This window comes from Devosia sp. Root413D1 (assembly GCF_001425235.1).
Classification (GTDB): Bacteria; Pseudomonadota; Alphaproteobacteria; order Rhizobiales; family Devosiaceae; genus Devosia_A.
The window spans coordinates 187,745-206,432 of the sequence record NZ_LMEA01000001.1 but is presented as its reverse complement, the minus strand read 5'-3'; the positions used below and the strand labels follow the sequence as shown (position 1 = coordinate 206,432).

Here is an 18,688-nt window from a genome sequence, read left to right as displayed (position 1 = left end):
GGCGCCTGAAGCGCCCTCGCTGGTGGCGGATTATTGCGCGACCGGACGCAGCGCCAGGAGCTGGATCAGGCGGCCCGGGTTGGCGTTGGAGACCACCGGCGAAGTGATCTGGTTCTCCGCGTTGGCCCAGCCGGTAAAGCGCTTGGTGCTGTACTGGTAGAAGGACGGGCTGTTGTAGACCGGGATCACCGGCATGGCTGCGGCCACCTTGAGCTGGATGGCATCCATGATCGACTTCTGTTCGGCCGGGTCCTTCACCTGGGTGTACTTGTTCAGCATCTCGACCACTTCCGGGTCGGTCCAGCGCTGTGCCGAGGTACGGCTCTTGCCGAAATCGGCCGGGTTGAACGAGCGGATATAGGGGAAGTAGGGGTTGGCCGCCGAAGCGATGGCGTTGAGCGACATCGAGTACTTGGCGTCGATCAGATCCGAAGCCCAGACCGATTCCTCGGGGGTCGACATCTTCACGTTGAGCCCGCCCTGCTTCAGCGTCTCGATGGCGATCTGCACGGCATCGATCCAGTCGGTCCAGCCGTTGGGGATCTCGATGTCGATGGCGATCGGCGTGCCGTCCGGGTTGTCGCGGAAGCCGTCACCGTCCTTGTCGACATAACCGGATTGCTCGAGCAAAGCCTTCCCGGCTTCGAGGTCGAACTTGCCGTACTGGCCGAACTGGGTGACCACCTCGGGGTTGCCGAAGGCCTTGTAGAACGAGCCGAGCATGGCCGGATCTTCGTTGATCACCGGATAGCCGTAGCCGGCGATATCGATGATCGACCGGCGGTCGATCAGCATGCTGACGGCGCGGCGGAAGTTGACGTCGTTGAACGCCTTCTTGTTGTTGGCGTCGGGGCTTTCGAGGTTCAGCGTGAAGGCGACGAGGCTCGAGGGCAGGAACCAGTAGTGGTTATGCTCGGGGTCCTTGGCTACGAAGGTGTTGTCGATATCGGGGATGAAGCTCGTCGCCCAGTCGAGCGTGCCATCGGCCAAAGCCGCCAGCACCTGCGGGTTGTCGGCGAGCTGCGGCATACGGATGCAATCGACGTGCAGGCTCGCGGCATCCCAGTAATTGGGGTTGCGGCACTGCTCATAGACCTGCGGGGTGAAGCGGGTGATCTCGGTGAGCGGGCCGGAGCCGACCGGGTTCTCGTTGGTGAAGGTCACCGGATCGGCGACGTCCTTCCAGATGTGCTGGGGGACGATCGGCATGGCGACGATGGTGGTGGCGACCAGCGAGTTGGGCTGGGCGAGGTTGAAGCGCACGGTGCGCGCGTCGAGCTTTTCGACCGACGCCATCAGCTTACTGACGGAGTTGAAATCGAGCGCCGGGAACTTCGTCAGGTTGGCGTAGGTAAACACCACGTCATCGGCGGTGAGCGGCTGGCCATCCGACCATTTCAGCCCGTCGCGCAGCACGAAGGTGATCGACTTGAGGTCGTCGGCCAGCTCGAAACTCTCGGCCAGCCGGTATTCCCACTTAGCGCCGGCGAGGCGATTGAAGATCGCCAGCGGCTCGTAGATGAAATCCTTGGTGGTGGCGCGCGCCGACGTCTGGTTGAACGGGTTGAAGTTGCGCACATAGGTCGTGGTCTGCTCGGAGCTGACGGTCAGGACGACCTGCGCACTCACAGGTGCAGTCATCGCGAGCGCCAGGGCGGTGGCCGCAATCAGCTTGCTCTTTAACACTTCCAGTCTCCTCTTTATCGTGGCGCCGCCTCAGGCGAGGCCGTTCTCCCGAAAAATCCCTTCGACTTCAGCGTGAAGCGCTGTGGCATCCACGCGAAGGTTACCGCGTTTGCGCGTTGCGCGCGTGATTCGTTCGATCGTTTGCCCAGCTAGCGGGCGTGCGCCTTCGGCGGCCGAAATGCTGGCCTCGAGACCCCCCTGGGTCAGCAGCGCGATATCGCATCCGGCAGCGAGGGCGGCGGCGACGCGCTCTCGCGGCGTGCCCTTCAGCGCCTCCATGCTGAGGCAATCGGTGATCAGCACGCCGTCATAGCCGATGTCGTTGCGGATCAGACGGTAGACCTCGGGCGAAACCGAGGCGGCCCGTTCGGCGTCGATCCGGGTGAAGATCAGGTGGGCGACCATGGCCCAGGGGGTGTCGCGGAGCTTGATGAAGGGCTGGAAGTCGGTGGCGCGCAGATCGTCGAGCGCGGCGTCGACCACCGGGCAATCGAAATGCGGGTCGACGGTGACCCGGCCATAGCCCGGAATGTGCTTCATGATCGGCAGCGCGCCGACCTCGAGCATGCCGTCGATCACTTCGCGGGCGAGGGTCACCACCAGCTCCGGATCGTCACCGAGGGCGCGCTGGCCGATCACGTCGTGGGTGCCGGGGCGGGCGAGATCGATCACCGGCGTGGTGCCGCTGTCGATGGTGAGGTCGGTCATGATGGCGCCCATGGCCTGGGTCGAGAGGCGCAAAGCGCGTTTGGCCAGCGCGAGATCTTTTCTGGCGAGCGCGCCGAAGGCGCCGAGGCCGCGGAAGCTCGGCCAGTTGCCGTTGTCGAGCCGCTGCACGCGGCCGCCTTCCTGGTCGATGAAGATGGGCGCGTCGGGGCGGCCGACGACCTCGCGGAACTGAGCGCACACGCGCCTGGCCTGCTCCCGATGGTCGAGGTTGCGGCGGAACAGGAACAGCCCGTAGGGGTTCGCTTCTCGGAGAAACGCGGTCTCGTCGGCGGTGAGCTCGTAGCCGGAGACACCGACGAACAGGGCCAAAGGTTCGGAGTTGGTGGTCATACGGCCTGCTCGGGATGGGTGATGTCGCGGGTGCGCTTCAGCGCGTCGATGGTCTGCTCGTAGCGCAGCCGGGCCACCCCCATGAACAGGCAATCGACCAGCGCCAGTTGCGCGATGCGGCTGACCATGGCGCCGGCGCGCAGCGTGCTTTCACGAGCGTGGGTGAAGAGGCGTTCCTCGGCGGCGCGCGCCAGCGGCGATTCCGGCGAGCCGGTGATGGCGACGGTGAGGGCGCCGTTGTCCTTGGCGAGCTTCAGGAACTGCACCGTGTCGGCAGTGGTGCCGGAATGCGAAAAGCCGATGGCGACGGTGCGGGCCGGCGACAGCAACGCCGCGGTCCAGGCCTCGTGCGCATCGGCCATCAGGAAGACGTTGCGGCCGACGCGGAACAGCTTGTGGTGCAGGTCCTGGGCGACGAAGTGGCTGGCGCCGATGCCGAACAGCAGGATGCGCTCGGCCTGGTCGAGCGCCGTGACCACCCGCTCGAGCGTCCTGAAATCGAGGCTCGATACGGTTTCCTCGATGGCCAGCATTTCGAGCGAGGCGACCTTGGCGGCCATCTCCTCGAGCGTATCGGTGCGGGCAATTTCGGCGCCCAGCGTCAGGCCGGAGCCAAACTGCGCCGCCTCCTTGCCGAGCTCGGTGGCGAGCGACATGCGCAGCTCGGCATAGCCGCTGACCCCGACGGCGCGGCAGAAGCGCACCACCGAGGCGACCGAGGTGCCGCAGGCCTCGGCGATCTGCGAGATGGTCTTTTCGAGGACGATCGCCGGGTTGTCGCGAATGGCCTTGGCGAGCCGCCGCATGGTCGGCGTGAAGCTCGCGGCGGACGCCTCGATGTTCGACTGAATCCCCATCGCGCCATTCATACCCACGCGAAACAAAAGTGCAATCCGTGCGTCCGCAATGAAAACAATTGACAGCGAAAGCGCGGAGTTTCTACCTTCCACCGACGTTCAGGAGTCCCGATGTCACGCACCGAATCCCCAAGCGATATTCGCCCGGATAGCCGCCCATGACCGCCGTCGTCAGCGATCGCCGGGCCTTGCTGAGCGAGCTCGAACAGCTCGTCTCGGAGGAGCGCAATCCGCGCACCATGGGCATCGACCTGATGGCAACGCCGGAGATCGTCAAGACCATCAATGCCGAGGACCGGCTGGTGCCCGAGGCGGTTGGCAAGACCCTGCCGCAGGTGGCGCAGGCGGTCGACAAGATCGTCGAGGCGTTCGGCAAGGGCGGGCGGCTGATCTATATCGGCGCCGGCACCAGCGGACGGCTGGGGGTGCTCGACGCTTCGGAATGTCCACCGACCTTCGGCGTGCCACCGACGATGGTCGTGGGGGTGATCGCCGGCGGCCTCGGCGCGCTGGTCAGCGCCGTCGAAGGGGCAGAGGACAGCGCCACAGGCGGCGCTGCGGACCTCAGGGCCATCGACCTCACCAACCGCGACGTGGTGGTAGGGATCGCGGTCAGCGGCCGCACTCCGTATGTGATCGGCGCGTTGAACTACGCCAAGTCGCTCGGCGCGGTAACGGTGGGGCTCACCTGCAACCCGGACTCCGCCATTGCCGGCCTCGCCGACATCTCGATCGCGCCGCTGGTCGGCGCCGAGGTGGTCACCGGCTCGACCCGGCTCAAGTCGGGCACGGCGCAGAAGCTGGTGCTCAACATGCTCTCCACCGCGAGCATGATCCGCATCGGCAAGACCTACCAGAACCTGATGGTCGACGTGCGGACCAGCAACGAGAAGCTCTTGGCGCGCGCGGTGCGCATCGTCATGCAGGCGACCGACTGCCCCGAGCAGGTCGCCGAAGCGGCGCTGGAGCGCACCGGCAACGACGTGAAGCTGGCGATCCTGACCATCCTCACCGGCCTCGATGTGGCCGAGGCGCGCACCGCCATGGCGGGCGCCGGCGGGTTCCTGAGACGCGCGCTCGAAGCTGGTGCGTGAGCAGTAGACGACGATCTAGCGACTGCCGAAGCGGCGCTGCCGTTATCGGCCGAGACTGAAAACAGAGAGGGAAACACCATGCATTTGACCACGACCAAACGATTGCTCGCCGGCCTTGCCGTCGCGGCAACGCTGACCACCGCCTTCGCCCTGCCGGTTCAGGCCGCAAGCCTCCGCATGGCGTGGTCGCAGGATGCGACCGGGCTCGACCCGCACAAGCAGACGGCGTTCTCGTCGCTGCGCCTGCTCGAATTGATCTACGAGCCGCTGGTGCGGCTCGACGCGAACTACAATGTGTCGCCCGCCATCGCCACGAGCTGGGAATTCTCGCCCGACGGACTGACCCTCACCTTCAAGCTCGACCCGAACGCCAAATTCTCGACCGGCGACGCGGTGACCTCGGCCGACGTGAAGGCCTCGTTCGAGCGCCTGCTCGACGAAGCGACCGCCGCCGCGGCGCGGGCCAACTTCACCTCGATCGCCTCGATCGACACGCCCGACCCGCAGACGGTGGTGTTCCACCTGAGCCAGCCCGATGCGCCGATCCTCGTCGCCATGTCGGGCACTAATGCCTCGATCGTTCCGGCGAGCGCGGTGACCGATGGCAGCATCGGCACCACCGCCATCGGCTCGGGCCCGTTCAAGCTCGACCAGTGGGATCCGAACGTCAAGGAAGTGCTCAGCCCCAACCCGAACTGGGCCGGCGGCAAGGTCGGCGTCGACGGCATCACCATCTCGGTGCTGCCGAGCGAGAGCGCCATCATCGACTCGATGCGCGCCAACCAGATCGATTTCGCGCTGTTCAACGACCCGACCATCGCGACGCTCATTCCGGGCGAGCAGGGCATGACCCTCAACCGCATCCCGGGCCTCGCCTATAACGTGCTGCAGATGAACCCGTCGCGGCCGCCGATGGACAACCTCAAGGTGCGGCAGGCGATCTCGTGCGCCGTCAACCGGCAGGAGATCATCGATACCGCGCTGATCGGCGAGGGCAAGGTCACCGGTCCCCTGACCATGGCAGCCTACGCCTCCGACCCCTCGACGCTGTTCTGCTATACGCAGGACGTCGACAAGGCCAAGGCGCTGATGAAGGAAGCGGGCCAGGAAGCCGGCTTCTCGGTCGATGTGATCGCCGCGACCGGCGAGCCGCCCTATGCCGCCAACGAGGCGCAGGTGCTGCAGAGCCAGCTCGCCGCGATCGGCGTCAAGCTCAACATCAAGACCATGGATCTCAAGGTCTATGTCGACACCTGGCTGAAGGGCGATTTCGACATGGCGGTGGCGCAGAACGGTGGCCGTCCGGATCCGTACCCGATGTACAACCGCTACTTCACCAAGGACGGCAACCTGGTGAAGGTGTCGAACTTCTCCGATCCCGAGCTCGACAAGCTGCTGCAGGAAGGCCGGGTCGAAACCGACGTGGCGAAGCGCAAGCCGATCTTCCAGCAGTTCGAGGCGCGGTTGGCTGAGCAGGCCCCGTGGGTGTGGATCTCCAGCACGGTGACCTACACGGCCAACCTCGACAGCGTGAAGGGCTACGAGATCAACCCGAGCAACCTGCTGTTCGCGCTGAGCAAGGTGACCGTGGGTCAGTAAGCGCATAGATTTCTGTCGCGCTTTCGAACCGGAAAACTCTGCAACTTTTCCTGAAAGCGCTCCTAGGAGGCGGGCCCCACGGCCCGCCTCACCAACAGGCGGGTGCGGCCGACATGAACTATCTCACGCAACGGCTGCTGACGTTCCCGCTGGTGTTGCTGGGCGTATCGCTGCTGGTGTTCTTTGCCATCCGGCTGGTGCCCGGCGACGCGATCATCGCCATGCTGGGGACCGAAGCGGGGTTGCTGACCGAGGCGCAGCGCGCCTCGCTGGCGGCCTATTTCGGCCTCGATCAGCCGATCGTCGTGCAATATGGCCGCTGGCTCGCCGGGCTGTTCGAAGGCAATCTCGGCATCTCGGTGACCTATGGCAAGCCGGTGCTCGAGGTGATCCTCGCCCGCTTCCCGCTCACCCTCGAATTGTCGCTTCTCTCCATGCTGATCTCGCTGGCTGTCGGCATTCCGGCGGGGGTGTTCGCCGCGACCCGCGTCGATCGGCCCTCCGACCTGGTGGTGCGGCTCTTCGCCATGCTCGGGCAATCGACGCCGAGCTTCGTCGTCGGGCTGGTGCTGATCTACTTCCTCTCGGTGACCTTCCGCATGCTGCCGGCAATGGGCTCGTTCACCCCGTTATTCGTCGACCCGATCGGCAATCTCAGCCAGATGATCCTGCCGTCGATCACGCTGGGCCTCAGCTTCGCAGCCGCGGTGACCCGCATTTCGCGCTCGGCCATGCTCGATGTGCTGAGCGACGATTATGTGCGCACAGCGCGCAGCAAGGGTGCCTCGCAGCGTGACGTGGTCTGGAAGCATGCGCTGCCCAATGCGCTGATCCCGGTGGTGACGCTGTCGGGCGTCGAGTTCGGCTACCTCCTCGGTGGCGCAGTGATCGTCGAGCAGATCTTCGCCCTGCCGGGGCTCGGCCGGCTGACGCTCGACGCAATCAGCCAGCGTGACTATCCGCTGGTGCAGGGCGCCGTGCTGTTCATCGCGCTCAACTTCCTCGTCGTGAACCTCCTGGTCGATCTCGCCTATGCGGCGCTCGATCCGCGCATCCGGCTCGGGGGCAAGTGATGGGCTTGCTCAAGGCGGTGTGGCGACACCCAAGCGGCCGCATCGGTGCGGCGATCATTTTCATCTTCCTCGTGCTCGCCGGGCTCGGCGTGGTGGGCCTGACGCCGCACGATCCGCTGAAGCAGTTCGTCGTCGATCGGCTGAAGCCGCCGAGCGCTACCTACTGGTTCGGCACGGACCTGCTTGGTCGCGACAATTTCAGCCGGCTGATGCTGGGGATCAGCGAGTCGTTCATCGTCGCCTTCGCCTCGGTCGCCGTCGCGGCGAGTGCCGGGGCGGTGATCGGGCTATTCGCCGCCTGGTGGGGACACCTGTGGGATGGGGTGCTGATGCGGACCATGGATGTGCTGCTGGCCTTTCCGGCGATCCTCCTCGCGCTGCTGATCGTGGCGATCGAGGGGGCGGGCATGGTGACCAGCATTGTCGCCATCGGTATCGTCTATACGCCGATCTTTGCCCGCGTGGTGCGGGCGCCGGCGCTGGCGCTGAAGGCACGCGAGTTCGTCGAAGCGGCGCGCACCTTCGGCAGTTCGCAGGGCTATATCCTGACCCGGCACCTGCTGCTCAACCTCGTCGCGCCGCTGACGGTGCAGATCACCCTGGCGCTGGCCTGGGCGCTGCTGACCGAATCCGGCCTCAGCTTCCTCGGCCTCGGCACGCAGCCGCCGGCCCCATCGCTGGGGGTGATGCTGGCCGAGAGCAAGTCGATGATGACGCGTGCCCCCTGGCTGATGATTTTCCCCGGCCTCACCATCATGCTCGCCATCCTCGGCTTTAACCTCCTCGGTGATGCGCTGCGCGACATCCTCGATCCGCGCACGCAGGGGAGGGCCGCATGAGCACATTGCTCGAGGTCCGGGACCTGCATGTCGGGTTCGGCCGTGAACCCCGGGACAACGAGGTGGTGAAGGGCGTGAGCTTCGGGCTCGAGGCCGGCAAGACGCTCGCCATTGTCGGCGAGAGCGGCTCGGGCAAATCGGTGACGGCGCTGTCGGTCAACCGGCTGGTCGATTTCGGCGGCGGGCGCATCACCAAGGGCAAGATCACGCTGCAGCGCGCCGACGGCGCGGCGATCGACATCACCGCGGCGGACGAGCCGGCGCTGCAGCGCATCCGCGGCCGCGAGATCGGCATGATCTTTCAGGAGCCGATGACCTCGCTCAACCCGGTGCACACCGTCGGGGCGCAGATCGAGGAAGCCTTCCGGCTCAATCGTGGCCTGGTCGGGGCCGCAGCAACCCGGGCGGCCCGCGAGGCGCTGGAGCGGGTGCGCATCCCTGATGCGGCGCAGCGGCTCAGATACTACCCGCACCAGCTGTCGGGCGGCATGCGGCAGCGGGTGATGATCGCCATGGTGCTGGCCAGCAACCCGCGACTGCTGATCGCCGACGAGCCGACCACGGCGCTCGACGTGACGGTGCAGGCGCAGATCATGGCGCTGCTGGCCGAGCTCCGGGAAGAGCTTGGCATGGCGATGATCTTTATTACCCACGATATCGGGCTCGTCGCCGGCATCGCTGACGACATCATGGTGATGCAGCACGGCGTGGCGGTGGAGCAGGGGAAGCTCGACAGCGTGCTCGATAACCCGCAGCACGACTACACCCGGCACTTGCTGAAAGCGGTGCCGCACTTCACCTCCGGCAGTGCGGTGCGCAGCGATGGCGGCTCGCACGCGGCGCCGATCGTCACGGTCGATAACCTCGCCGTGCGCTTTCCGGTGCTGAAGGGGCTGTTCCGGCGCAAGACCGGCGCGGTGCATGCGGTCGACGGCGTCGATTTCGAGCTCAGGCCGGGTGAGACGCTGGCCATTGTCGGCGAAAGCGGCTCGGGCAAATCCACCACGGCGCGGGCCATTCTTGGCCTCGTCAAAGCGACGCGCGGCCGGATCGAAGCCAAGGCCGGCCGCAGCGGCCGGCCGGTGCAGATGGTGTTCCAGGACCCCTACGCCTCGCTCAATCCGCGCCTCAATGTCGAGGGCCTGCTGGCCGAACCGGCGATCGCCGCGGGCCAGCGCGTCGACGCCAAGCTGCGCCAGCGCATGGTGTTCCTGCTCGAGCGGGTCGGGCTGACCAAGGACGCGCTCAGCCGCTACCCGCACCAGTTCTCGGGCGGACAGCGGCAGCGGCTCTGCATCGCCCGGGCGCTGATGCTCAACCCCGATGTGGTGGTGCTGGACGAAGCGGTGTCGGCGCTCGATGTCAGCGTGCAGGCGCGGGTGCTCGAACTGCTGATCGACCTGCAGCGCGAGTTCGGCCTCGCTTACCTCTTCATCTCGCACGATATGGCGGTGGTGGAGCGCATCGCGCACCGGGTGGCGGTGATGTATGCCGGCCAGATCGTCGAGATCGGCAAGGCGGCGGCAGTGCTCGGCGCACCGCAGCACAGCTATACCAAGCGATTGATCGCGGCAGTGCCGGCGATCGAACGGCGGCGCCAGCATTTTGCCGTCGACGTGACCCAGGTGCCCTCGCTGGTGCGTCCAGCAGGGTTCGAACCGCCGGCAGCAAAGTGGCGCGAGGCGGGCGACGATCATCGCGTGCGCGTGGAGGAAACTGCATGAGTCTTACCGCTGTTCTCGATCGCGCTTTCGCGCCGCTGCAGGCGGCGGTAGCAGCGAAGCGGATCCCCGGCGGGGTGCTGGGTGTCGTCGACCGCGACGGCAACCGTGCCGTCCGCTCGATCGGCTCGGCGCAGCTGGTGCCGGCGGAGCGGGGGATGACTGATAACACCTGGTTCGATCTCGCCTCGCTCACCAAGGTGATCTTCACCACGCCGCGCATCCTGGCGCTGGCCGAGGCGGGCACGATCGATCTCGATGCGCCGCTGACTTCGGTGATCCCCGACTTCCGGCAGTACAACCCGGACAACAGCTGGGAGCGGAAGCTCAGCTTCCGGCAGTGCCTCGGCCACCAGACGCCGTTCCCCGGGGTGGTGCCGATCTACACCTATGGGAACGACCCGAACCTGCTGCGCGCCTGGGTGCTGCAGAACGAATGGCAGGCGGGGCCGCCGGTCTATTCCGACATCAACTTTATCCTCCTCGGCATTGCGCTCGAGCGGCTGAGCGGCAAGCTGATCCGGCAGCAGGACCCGGGTCCTGGCTTCGGCTGGTCAGCCGACCCGCAACTGAGCGCCGCCACCGAGCGGGACGCCTGGCGCGGCCGGGTCATCGTCGGCGAAGTACATGACGAGAACTGCTACGCGCTGCAGGGCTCCGGGCATGCCGGGCTGTTCGGCACGGCCAGCTCGGTGCTCGACTACGCGCAGGGCCTCCTCTCCGGCACCGGCGCCGCGCCCGGCAGCATTGCGCTGATGCGCACTGCGCTGTCGCCGCGCCGCACCCATGGCTGGGAGCGGCCCTATGAAGGCTGGTCGGGTGGCGATCACTGTTCGGCTGAGACCATCGGCCATACCGGTTTCACCGGCACGGGCCTGTGGATCGATTTCGCCACGGGACGGGCCTGGACGCTGCTCACCAACCGCGTGCACCCGACCCGACATTTTGACAGCGGCATCATCGCGCTGCGCCGCGCCGTGGGCGACCTGGTCAACGAGAACTGAGGGGAAGAACCATGCCAGCACCGATCTGGGCCGTGGGACTGATGACCGGCACCGTGCTCGACGGCAATATCGACGTGGCGCTCCTCAAAACTGACGGCGAGAGCATCGAGCGCTTCGGCGCCTATACCCTGGCACCTTATCCGCAGGCTATCCGCGATACGCTCGAAGCGACGCTGGCCGAGGCGCGCAAATGGAATTTCGACGGTCCGGATCCCGCCATCTTCGCCAAGGCGGAAGAGATGCTGACCCGGGCGCAGTCGGCGGCGGTCAAGAACCTGGTGGAGAGCGCCGGGCTCGGCATGGCCGATATCGGCGTCGTCGGCTTTCACGGCCAATCAGTGCTGCACCGGGCGCCGCAGCCGGGGCGGATCGGGGCCACCCGGCAGCTCGGCGATGGCGAACTGATGCACCAGCTGCTCGGGGTGAAGGTCGCCTATGATTTCCGCTCGGCCGACGTGCGGGCCGGCGGGCAGGGCGCGCCGCTCGCTGCGATCTACCACCAGGCGCTACTGCGCGGGCTCGGGACGCATGGCGAGACGGCCGTGCTCAACCTCGGCGGCGTCGCCAACGTCACCTATTGGGATGGCGCCGACCGGCTGGTCGCCTTCGATACCGGCCCGGCCAACGCGCCGCTCAACGATTTCATGAAGGCGCATGGGCTGGGCGAGATGGATCGCGACGGGGCGCTGGCGCGGAGCGGTACGGTCGATGAGGTGCGGCTCGCAAAGCTCTTGCAGCATCCCTATCTCAGCGCGCCGCCGCCCAAATCGCTCGACCGCTTCGATTTCACTTCGGCGATGGCTGACGGGCTCGACCCGGCCACCGGCGCGGCGACACTCACCGCCTTCACGGCCGCCGCCGTCGGCAAGGGGCTCGACCTCCTGCCGACCCGGCCGAGCAAGCTCATCGTTTCGGGTGGCGGGCGGCATAACCCGCTGATGATGGAGATGCTGAAGGCGCGGGCCGGCGTTGAGGCCGCCCCGGCGGAAACCGTCGGCTGGCGCGGCGATGCGATCGAAGCGGAGTGCTTTGCGTTTCTTGCCGTGCGGGTGCTGCGCGGCCTGCCGATCAGCTTTCCGACGACGACGGGGGCGCCGCATCCGCTGCTGGGGGGACGGCTGGCGGCTTGAGCGGCTCGCCGCTGCCGCCGGTGGCTGTGGACCCCCACCCCTGTCCCCTCCCCGCAAGCAAGGGGGAGGGAGACCCAGACACTGACATCGAAGCTCCATCGTCTCCCTCCCCCTTGCGGGGAGGGATCAAGGGTGGGGGTCAGCCCGCACCGGCGCTAGTCTAGAGCCGCTTCTGCAGAAACGTCCGTGTCCGCCCCTCGGGAAAATCCTCGAGCGCGCCGAACGGCAGATACCCCGCCCGTTGATAGGTCTTCAGCGCCACCGGGCTGAAGGTGTCGATATAGGCGCTGTGGCAGCCGCGGGCTTTGGCGTCGGCCTCCGCCGCCGCCAGCATGCGGCCGGCGAGGCCGGCGCCGCGCTGATCCTCGGCGACCCACAGCCACTGCACGTAGAGCCAGCCCCAGGCGGTGTAGCCGGAAATGCCGGCGACGATGCTGCCGGCGTCATCGCGAACGACCACGGCCAGCGGACGGCGGTCGGCCGGGCCGACATCGGCTTCGTTGAAGGCGGTGAGCTGGCCGCTGATGAGTGCGAGGTCCTCGGCTGCCGGCGTTTCGGTGACGCTGATCGCAAGGTAGCTCATTGGCTCAGGGCCCGAACCGTGGACGCGAGGTCGACGCGCAGTTCCGAGGTGACCTCCAGCGTGCGATCGTCGCGGATCGGTGCGCCACCCGGCGCCTGGCGCGCCGCGAGGGTCGCGTCGCGCTGCCGGATCAGCGTGGCGATCTCGTCGGCGTAGAGCCGGAGGATGGCGCTCAGCCAGCGGTTGGTGAGGTAGGAGGGCTGCGGCATCTCAATGTCGAAGCGATCGAGCAGGGCGATGCTCGGTTCGGCATCGAGCCAGCTGTCGCCGACCACCCACTGGTTGACGGTGAATAGCCGCTGCAGCCGGCCATGCGCATCGACGCCGACGGCAATCAGGTGATGCACCGGACCATCCTTGCCGTCGGGGCGGACGAAGCAATGGAAGTGGCCGTGCTCGGCTTCGGCTGCCGGGATGTGGCAGTGATAGTACCACTGGCCGCCCGAGGCCGGGTCGTAGACGTCGCCGGGCGGGTAGTGGCTCCAGGCGATCACCGGCGCATCACGCAAGGTGGCGTGCAGCACGTTATCACCGCCTTTGCGCAGTACCTCCTCGCAGAACAGCGCTTCCTGCGCCGCGCGAAGCCGCTCCGCGGCGTCGGTCATCAGAGGCTGCCTGCCGCACAGGGCGCGGCCGCGGCGCAAGGAGCTGCCGCAGCGCAGGGAGCAGCTGCGGCACAAGGAGCGGCTGCAGCGCAGGGAGCCGCTGCGGCACATGGGGCGGCTGCAGCGCAGGGGGCGGCCGCCGCACAAGGCGAAGCTGCGGCGCAAGGAGACGAGGCGGCGCAGGGCGATTCAGCCGCGCAGGGTGAGGCCGCGGCACAGGGGGCCGCATCGGCGCCCGCGGTGACTGCCGTGGGGGCCGCGGCGCCGCTGCCGCGGCTGATGTGGTCGGCGGCGACGGCCGCAGTGGCGGCGAGCAGCGCGGCGCCGAACAGCAGGGTGTTACGCGAACCGCTCATTTCTTGAACCCGTCGAGACCGAACACCGGACGCAGCGCGATGCCGACAAAGCTGCCGGCGAAGGCGGCGGCGAACCAGACCCAGCCATGCAGGCTCCCCGAGGCGATGCCGCTGAACAGCGCGCCGATATTGCAGCCGAACGACAGCCGGGCGCCATAGCCCATCAGCAGGCCGCCAATCACCGCAGCGAGCGCCGATTTGAGCGGCAGGTCGGCCTTGGGGGCGAACTTGCCGGCGAGCCCAGCGCCGAGGGCCGCGCCGAGCAGGATGCCGAAATCCATCACCGAGGTGATGTCGAACAGCACGCTGCGGCTGAGCGCCTGGGCCTGAGCCGGGGCGGTCCAGAACGCCCAGGTTTCGACCGGCACGCCGACCGACTGGGCGAGTTTGGCGCCCCAGAGGCCAAAGCCATAGGTGATCGACCAGGGATGCCCGGCGATCAGCAGCGTGGCGATATTGAGCAGCGCCAGGAGCACCGCGGCGCCGACCAATGGCCACGGCCCCTGCAGCAGGCGCGACAGCCCGCGGGTCTTCGGCTTCGATGCCTGTTCGAGCCCGCCATGGGCGCGGCGTTCGATCAGCACGGTGATGCCGGCGACGGCAGCGAGGCCGGCAAGCGTCACGATGATGGCCAGCGGCGCGCCAAGGCTGGTGCCGAGACTGATGCTGGGCAGCGATGGCTGCGCCAGCCACCACGGGAGGTGGGCGGTGCCGAGCAGTGCGCCGAAGATGAAAGCGGCAAGCGTCACCAGCATGCGAGCGCTGCCGCCGCCGACGGTGAACAGCGTGCCCGAGCCGCAGCCGCCGCCCAACTGCATGCCGAGCCCGAAAATGGCAGCACCAATCACGACCGAGACGCCGACCGGAGCCACAGCGCCGACCAGCGGGCGGCCGAAGGCAGAACCACCGGCGAGCAGCGGAATGAAGACGATGGTGGCGATGGCGACCATCAGCATCTGGGCGCGCACGGCGGCGCCGCGCCTTTCGACCACCAGCCGCCGCCAGCCGCCGGTGAAGCCGAACGAGGCGTGATAGAGCGTCGCGCCGAGCAGGCCGCCGATCAGGAACAGCACGGTCTGGCGCAGGTCGACCACCTGGCCGATCACCACGCTGCCGATGACGAACATGGCGAGGGCCACGATCACCGGGCCGCGGTCGAGCTTGGGCCAGCTGAAGGAAGGGGCCGGAGACGCGCTGATGTCTGTCACGGAAGTCTGATCCTGAACGGTCGAAAGTCTACGACCTCTGGTAAAGCGCAGCGCCCGAGATCGCAATCTCGGGCGCCATAAGTGATTGGTCGAAGGGGCGGTTAGGTCTGGTGAATTCCGACCTACCCACCGGTGAACTTGGCCTCTGGCAGAACCCCAGACTCGGTGTCATCCCAGCGAAAGCTGGGACCCAACTCACCGCCCGCACCAGCTGATAGATGGGTCCCAGCTTCCGCTGGGATGACAGCCGGTGGGTGGGCACGACTCCGCACAAGATGCAGCAGGCCGGGTGACACCGTGGGTGGTTCGAACGCCTTAGTTCTGCACCACCACGGGGCGGGCCGGGTCGAGGGTCCACTGCGACATCGAGCCGTCATAGAGGCGCACGCCCTTGAGGCCGGCGACCTCGGAGAGGCCGAACCAGGCGATCGAGGCGAGGTGCCCGGTGTTGCAGAAGGTGATCAGCCCGTCGGTGTCGGTGACGCCGGCCTGCTGCACCAGCGCATCGATCGAGGCCTTGGACGCGAACTTGCCGGCGTCCTTGTCCCAGAACTTGTCGAAGTTGAGGTTCACCGCGGTCGGGATGGAGCCGAGCGACTGCACCGTGTTGGTCTTTTCCTTGCCGATGAACTGCGCCACCGAGCGGGCATCGATCAGGTTGGTGTCGCTGGCGATCGCCTCTTCCACTTCAGCCACTTCGGCGCGCAGCTCCGGCCGCGGCTTGGCGGTGAAGCTGCCGGCCACCGGGGTGACGACGTCGGTCGAGACCGCCTGGCCGGCATCGGCCCAGGCCTTGTAGCCGCCGTCGAGCACGGTGACATTGTCGTGGCCGAGTACCTTGAAAGTCCAGTAGACGCGGGTGGCGCCGCCGAATTCGGCGACATCGCTGCCGGCCGGTACGATCACCACCTGGGTGTCGTCGCTGACGCCGAGCGCCGCGATCTTGGCCGAAATATCCTCGAGCTTGGGGAGCAGGCCCGGAGCGCCGTCGATCTTGGCGCGCCAGCCATAGGCGGCGTACTGCGCTTCCACAGCGCCCGGCACGTGGCCGGCGGCATAGGGGGCAGTGCCATCCTTGGGGGTGTCGCGGATGTCGATGATCACCAGGTCGGGCTTGCCGAGCTGGCTGTTGAGCCAGGCGGCATCGACCAGCGGTTGATCGGTCAGCCGTTCGGCCTGCGCGCTGCCGGCGGCAGCAAGGCCGAGGACGAGCGCCGTAGCGAGGACGTTGAAACGCATTGAAGTATTCTCACTCTCGAGCATGAACTTGTTGGCATCATAATCGCATCGCCCCGTGCGATGCTGCCGACAGGTTTCCAAATTGCAGGGCAAGGCAGGAATTTCCGTCGCCATGCGATGGCCTCGCGGCAATCAATTTCCTTGTGAACCCATAGGCATACGCGCAGGTGCAGGCGATAATGCCGATCAAATCGACGGCTCGTCGTGCCGGAAAACCATTTCATGCGCCCATTGCTCCGCCTGCTTCTCACCTCCCTATTCCTGCTGCTGCCTGCCACAATCGTTCCGGCCATTGCCGAGGATGCGGCTGTCGCAGCGCCTCAATCCCAGGTGCTCTCCTACGAGGGGGATGCGCAGCTCGCCGAGCTCGCCGCCAAGGGCACGACGGTGGTGTTCTTCTATGCCGCCTGGTGCCCGAACTGCCGGGCCACGGTGACCGAACTCAATGCCCGCTGGGACGAGGTCAACCCGGGCCTGACACTGGTGATTGCCGACTATGACAAAGAGCAGGCGCTGAAGGCCCGCTTCGGCGTCACCTACCAGGATACGTTCGTGCTGCTCGACCAGGACGGCAAGGGCGTGGAGCTGTGGAACAGCGGTGGGGTCAACGGCCTCAACGCCCATACCAGCGCGCTCTGACCGCTGATGCTGGCAACTATCGCGCTCGCCTTCGTCGCGGGCGTCATCACCATCCTCTCCCCCTGCGTGCTGCCGCTGTTGCCGATGATCCTCGCGACGGCGACGCAGGAGGGCAAGGCGCGTCCGATCGGGGTGATCGTCGGCTTCGTCCTCGCCTTTACCGCGGCGACGCTGGCGCTGAGCGCACTGGTGCGGCTCTTGGGTGTGCCGCCCGACATAAACCGCACGCTGAGTGCCGTGGTCCTCGCCATTCTCGGCCTGGTGCTGGTCATCCCCGGGCTGCAGCTGCAGTTCGAGCGGCTGGCGAGCGGGCTTGCCGGACGGGCGCCCGCCAGCCAGAGCACCGGCTTCGGCGGTGGCGTGGTGGTGGGCGTGGGGCTCGGCCTCGCCTGGAGCCCCTGTGTCGGGCCGATCATGGCGTCGGTGATCACGCTGGCGCTCAACCAGTCGGTGGGTTTTGGCGCGGTTGCGGTGACGCTCGCCTTCTCGCTCGGCACCGCCTTGCCGATGGCGGCGGTGCTGTTGGGCGGCCGGCAACTGGTGCGCCGGCTCGGCTGGTTCCAGAGCCATGCCGCCACCATCCAGCGGATCTTCGGGATCGTGCTGTTGCTGACGGCGCTCGCCATCTGGCTCGGTTGGGACCGCAACGTGCAGATTCTGCTGCTCGAATGGTTCCCGGGGTGGGAAGGGTTGCTGACGAGCTGGGAGCCGCAGGTTTCGGTGAGCTGAGGCCGTTCCGCCATTGGACAGCACAGTTCGTCCCAACAACTCGGTGTCATCCCAGCGAAAGCTGGGACCCATCTACCCGCTGGTGCTGAGGCGCGTTGGGTCCCAGCCTTCGCTGGGATGACAGCCGGTGGGGGAGGCGAGGCGGTGGCCTAACTCGAGCCCTAAGGCAGCGACGACCGTGGCGGCGCCACCGAATTCCGAACGATCAGCTCTGATCGCAGCAGCACACTGTTGCGGTCGGGGCGGTTGCCTTCGAGCAGGCCGAGCAGCATGTCCATGGCGGCCTCGCCGATCCGCAAACGCGGCTGCTTCATGGTGGTGAGCGAGGGGGTGACGAAGCTGGCGAACGAGATGTCGTCGAAGCCCATCACCGAGAACTGGCGCGGCAGGTCGTAGCGGCGGGCATTGAGGGCGATGATCACCCCGAGCGCCGTGGCGTCGTTGATGCACAGAAACGCCGTCGGCAGCACGTCGCGGACGAACATGTGCTCGGTGGCCTGGCGGCCGCTCTCGGTGGTGCCGTCGCCATCGAGGATCAGCAGCGGGTCGATGGCGATGCCGGCGGCTTCGAGCGCCGCGCGATAGCCGCGCTCGCGCAGCTTGTTCACCGCCCGGCTGCTGGAGCGGCCGATGAAGGCGATGCGGCGGTGGCCCTGCGAAATCAGGTGTTCGGCAGCGAGCCGCGAACCCTCGAAATTGTCGACGCCGACGAACGGGATGTCGCTGTCGGGCACCGGCTCGTTGACCGCGACCATCGGCGGCAGCCGGGTTTCCTGGCCAGGCTGGGCATGGCCGTAGGGCAGGTGGCCGGTGAGCAGGATCATCCCGTCGGCCTGGTTGGAACTGATGAAGCGCAGATAGTCGGCCTCGCGCTCGGCATCGTTCTGGGTATTGCCGATCAACACGCCATAGCCGCGCTTGCTGGCTTCGGTCTCGAGCCCGACAAGGATGTTGGAGAAGTTCGGGTCGCCGACATCGGGCGCCAGAATCAGGATCATGTTGGAGCGCCGCATGCGCAGCGAGCGGGCCATGGCGTTGGTGGTGTAGCCGGTGCGGGCGATGGCTTCGTTGACGCGGCGGCGCGTCTCGTCGGCGACCTTGGTGGGTTCGTTGATGGCGCGGCTGACGGTAGCGATGGAAACGCCGGCAATGGCCGCAACGTCTTCAATCGTAGCCAGTTTCTGTTGCTGCACGCGCTGCTCCGTCCACCGCCATCCGGCGAGGTGGTCCCCAGGAATCCCTTATCAGAAGGCGCGGCTTCCGCCAG

At 67.0% G+C, this 18,688-nt stretch carries 17 protein-coding genes; 9 read left to right on the top strand and 8 right to left on the bottom strand.

Annotated elements, in window-relative coordinates:
* Positions 1–30 precede the first annotated feature (30 nt).
* The 3 genes from ASC89_RS00985 to ASC89_RS00975 all read right to left on the bottom strand — a co-directional run bounded on the left by ASC89_RS00985 (position 31) and on the right by ASC89_RS00975 (position 3,602).
* Entirely contained in the window at positions 31–1,641 is a 1,611-nt protein-coding gene (locus ASC89_RS00985) for an ABC transporter substrate-binding protein (protein WP_156384490.1), read from the bottom strand.
* Positions 1,642–1,716: 75 nt separating this feature from the next.
* Positions 1,717–2,745 carry a glycoside hydrolase family 3 N-terminal domain-containing protein gene (locus ASC89_RS00980; protein ID WP_055993938.1) on the bottom strand — a complete coding sequence of 343 codons (1,029 nt, stop codon included), beginning with the start codon at positions 2,743–2,745 and terminating at the stop codon, positions 1,717–1,719.
* Entirely contained in the window at positions 2,742–3,602 is an 861-nt protein-coding gene (locus ASC89_RS00975) for a MurR/RpiR family transcriptional regulator (RefSeq protein ID WP_055994873.1), read from the bottom strand. Before ASC89_RS00975 ends, ASC89_RS00980 begins: the two co-directional genes overlap by 4 nt.
* A gap of 158 nt (positions 3,603–3,760) precedes the next feature.
* On the opposite strand from ASC89_RS00975, the gene murQ reads away from it, so the two are divergent.
* The 7 genes from murQ to ASC89_RS00940 all read left to right on the top strand — a co-directional run bounded on the left by murQ (position 3,761) and on the right by ASC89_RS00940 (position 12,062).
* Complete coding sequence (gene murQ / locus ASC89_RS00970; RefSeq protein ID WP_055993936.1) at positions 3,761–4,696, top strand: N-acetylmuramic acid 6-phosphate etherase; 936 nt, start codon at positions 3,761–3,763, stop codon at positions 4,694–4,696.
* A gap of 78 nt (positions 4,697–4,774) precedes the next feature.
* A complete protein-coding gene (locus ASC89_RS00965) occupies positions 4,775–6,295 on the top strand; it encodes an ABC transporter substrate-binding protein (protein ID WP_055993934.1) in 1,521 nt (506 codons plus the stop codon).
* A 113-nt stretch (positions 6,296–6,408) separates the two neighbouring features.
* Entirely contained in the window at positions 6,409–7,368 is a 960-nt protein-coding gene (locus ASC89_RS00960; RefSeq protein WP_055875114.1) for an ABC transporter permease, read from the top strand.
* Positions 7,368–8,207, top strand: coding sequence for an ABC transporter permease (locus ASC89_RS00955; RefSeq protein ID WP_055875117.1), 840 nt, complete (start codon positions 7,368–7,370; stop codon positions 8,205–8,207). The genes ASC89_RS00960 and ASC89_RS00955 overlap by 1 nt, the downstream gene beginning before the upstream one ends.
* Complete coding sequence (locus ASC89_RS00950; protein ID WP_055993932.1) at positions 8,204–9,931, top strand: ABC transporter ATP-binding protein; 1,728 nt, start codon at positions 8,204–8,206, stop codon at positions 9,929–9,931. The genes ASC89_RS00955 and ASC89_RS00950 overlap by 4 nt, the downstream gene beginning before the upstream one ends.
* Positions 9,928–10,932 (top strand): serine hydrolase, encoded by a 1,005-nt coding sequence (locus ASC89_RS00945; protein ID WP_055875123.1) that lies wholly within the window; start codon positions 9,928–9,930, stop codon positions 10,930–10,932. The genes ASC89_RS00950 and ASC89_RS00945 overlap by 4 nt, the downstream gene beginning before the upstream one ends.
* Positions 10,933–10,943: 11 nt before the next feature.
* The gene (locus ASC89_RS00940) at positions 10,944–12,062 is read left to right on the top strand and encodes an anhydro-N-acetylmuramic acid kinase (RefSeq protein ID WP_055993930.1); all 1,119 of its coding nucleotides are present in this window, start codon (positions 10,944–10,946) and stop codon (positions 12,060–12,062) included.
* A 160-nt stretch (positions 12,063–12,222) separates the two neighbouring features.
* Here ASC89_RS00940 and ASC89_RS00935 read toward each other — a convergent pair whose 3' ends face one another.
* From ASC89_RS00935 to ASC89_RS00920, 4 genes are all read right to left on the bottom strand, one after another.
* A complete protein-coding gene (locus tag ASC89_RS00935) occupies positions 12,223–12,645 on the bottom strand; it encodes a GNAT family N-acetyltransferase (RefSeq protein ID WP_055993928.1) in 423 nt (140 codons plus the stop codon).
* Positions 12,642–13,250: a DUF6969 family protein gene (locus tag ASC89_RS00930; protein WP_055993926.1), complete on the bottom strand. Its 609-nt coding sequence runs from the start codon at positions 13,248–13,250 to the stop codon at positions 12,642–12,644. Before ASC89_RS00930 ends, ASC89_RS00935 begins: the two co-directional genes overlap by 4 nt.
* A gap of 352 nt (positions 13,251–13,602) precedes the next feature.
* Positions 13,603–14,814, bottom strand: a complete 1,212-nt coding sequence (locus ASC89_RS00925) for a YeeE/YedE family protein (RefSeq protein WP_055993924.1) — start codon at positions 14,812–14,814, stop codon at positions 13,603–13,605.
* Between the two features lie 315 nt (positions 14,815–15,129).
* Complete coding sequence (locus ASC89_RS00920) at positions 15,130–16,053, bottom strand: sulfurtransferase (RefSeq protein WP_055993922.1); 924 nt, start codon at positions 16,051–16,053, stop codon at positions 15,130–15,132.
* Positions 16,054–16,275: 222 nt separating this feature from the next.
* Here ASC89_RS00920 and ASC89_RS00915 point away from each other — a divergent pair, with 222 nt between their 5' ends.
* Both ASC89_RS00915 and ASC89_RS00910 read left to right on the top strand, forming a co-directional pair.
* On the top strand, positions 16,276–16,692 hold the full coding sequence (locus ASC89_RS00915; RefSeq protein ID WP_055993920.1) for a thioredoxin family protein: 417 nt from the start codon (positions 16,276–16,278) through the stop codon (positions 16,690–16,692).
* A gap of 6 nt (positions 16,693–16,698) precedes the next feature.
* Positions 16,699–17,421, top strand: coding sequence for a cytochrome c biogenesis CcdA family protein (locus tag ASC89_RS00910; RefSeq protein WP_055993918.1), 723 nt, complete (start codon positions 16,699–16,701; stop codon positions 17,419–17,421).
* Between the two features lie 161 nt (positions 17,422–17,582).
* Here ASC89_RS00910 and ASC89_RS00905 read toward each other — a convergent pair whose 3' ends face one another.
* On the bottom strand, positions 17,583–18,614 hold the full coding sequence (locus ASC89_RS00905) for a LacI family DNA-binding transcriptional regulator (protein WP_055993916.1): 1,032 nt from the start codon (positions 18,612–18,614) through the stop codon (positions 17,583–17,585).
* Between the last annotated feature and the right edge of the window lie 74 nt (positions 18,615–18,688).

What these genes read in the sequence shown, in the direction of transcription:
- ASC89_RS00920 (WP_055993922.1), bottom strand. Translation starts at nt 16,053, where the DNA reads ATGCGTTTCAACGTCCTCGCTACGGCGCTCGTCCTCGGCCTTGCTGCC.
- ASC89_RS00975 (WP_055994873.1), bottom strand. Translation starts at nt 3,602, where the DNA reads ATGGGGATTCAGTCGAACATCGAGGCGTCCGCCGCGAGCTTCACGCCG.
- ASC89_RS00960 (WP_055875114.1), top strand. Translation starts at nt 6,409, where the DNA reads ATGAACTATCTCACGCAACGGCTGCTGACGTTCCCGCTGGTGTTGCTG.
- ASC89_RS00915 (WP_055993920.1), top strand. Translation starts at nt 16,276, where the DNA reads ATGCGCCCATTGCTCCGCCTGCTTCTCACCTCCCTATTCCTGCTGCTG.
- ASC89_RS00945 (WP_055875123.1), top strand. Translation starts at nt 9,928, where the DNA reads ATGAGTCTTACCGCTGTTCTCGATCGCGCTTTCGCGCCGCTGCAGGCG.
- murQ (WP_055993936.1), top strand. Translation starts at nt 3,761, where the DNA reads ATGACCGCCGTCGTCAGCGATCGCCGGGCCTTGCTGAGCGAGCTCGAA.
- ASC89_RS00950 (WP_055993932.1), top strand. Translation starts at nt 8,204, where the DNA reads ATGAGCACATTGCTCGAGGTCCGGGACCTGCATGTCGGGTTCGGCCGT.
- ASC89_RS00955 (WP_055875117.1), top strand. Translation starts at nt 7,368, where the DNA reads ATGGGCTTGCTCAAGGCGGTGTGGCGACACCCAAGCGGCCGCATCGGT.
- ASC89_RS00930 (WP_055993926.1), bottom strand. Translation starts at nt 13,250, where the DNA reads ATGACCGACGCCGCGGAGCGGCTTCGCGCGGCGCAGGAAGCGCTGTTC.
- ASC89_RS00940 (WP_055993930.1), top strand. Translation starts at nt 10,944, where the DNA reads ATGCCAGCACCGATCTGGGCCGTGGGACTGATGACCGGCACCGTGCTC.
- ASC89_RS00965 (WP_055993934.1), top strand. Translation starts at nt 4,775, where the DNA reads ATGCATTTGACCACGACCAAACGATTGCTCGCCGGCCTTGCCGTCGCG.
- ASC89_RS00980 (WP_055993938.1), bottom strand. Translation starts at nt 2,745, where the DNA reads ATGACCACCAACTCCGAACCTTTGGCCCTGTTCGTCGGTGTCTCCGGC.
- ASC89_RS00935 (WP_055993928.1), bottom strand. Translation starts at nt 12,645, where the DNA reads ATGAGCTACCTTGCGATCAGCGTCACCGAAACGCCGGCAGCCGAGGAC.
- ASC89_RS00910 (WP_055993918.1), top strand. Translation starts at nt 16,699, where the DNA reads ATGCTGGCAACTATCGCGCTCGCCTTCGTCGCGGGCGTCATCACCATC.
- ASC89_RS00985 (WP_156384490.1), bottom strand. Translation starts at nt 1,641, where the DNA reads ATGACTGCACCTGTGAGTGCGCAGGTCGTCCTGACCGTCAGCTCCGAG.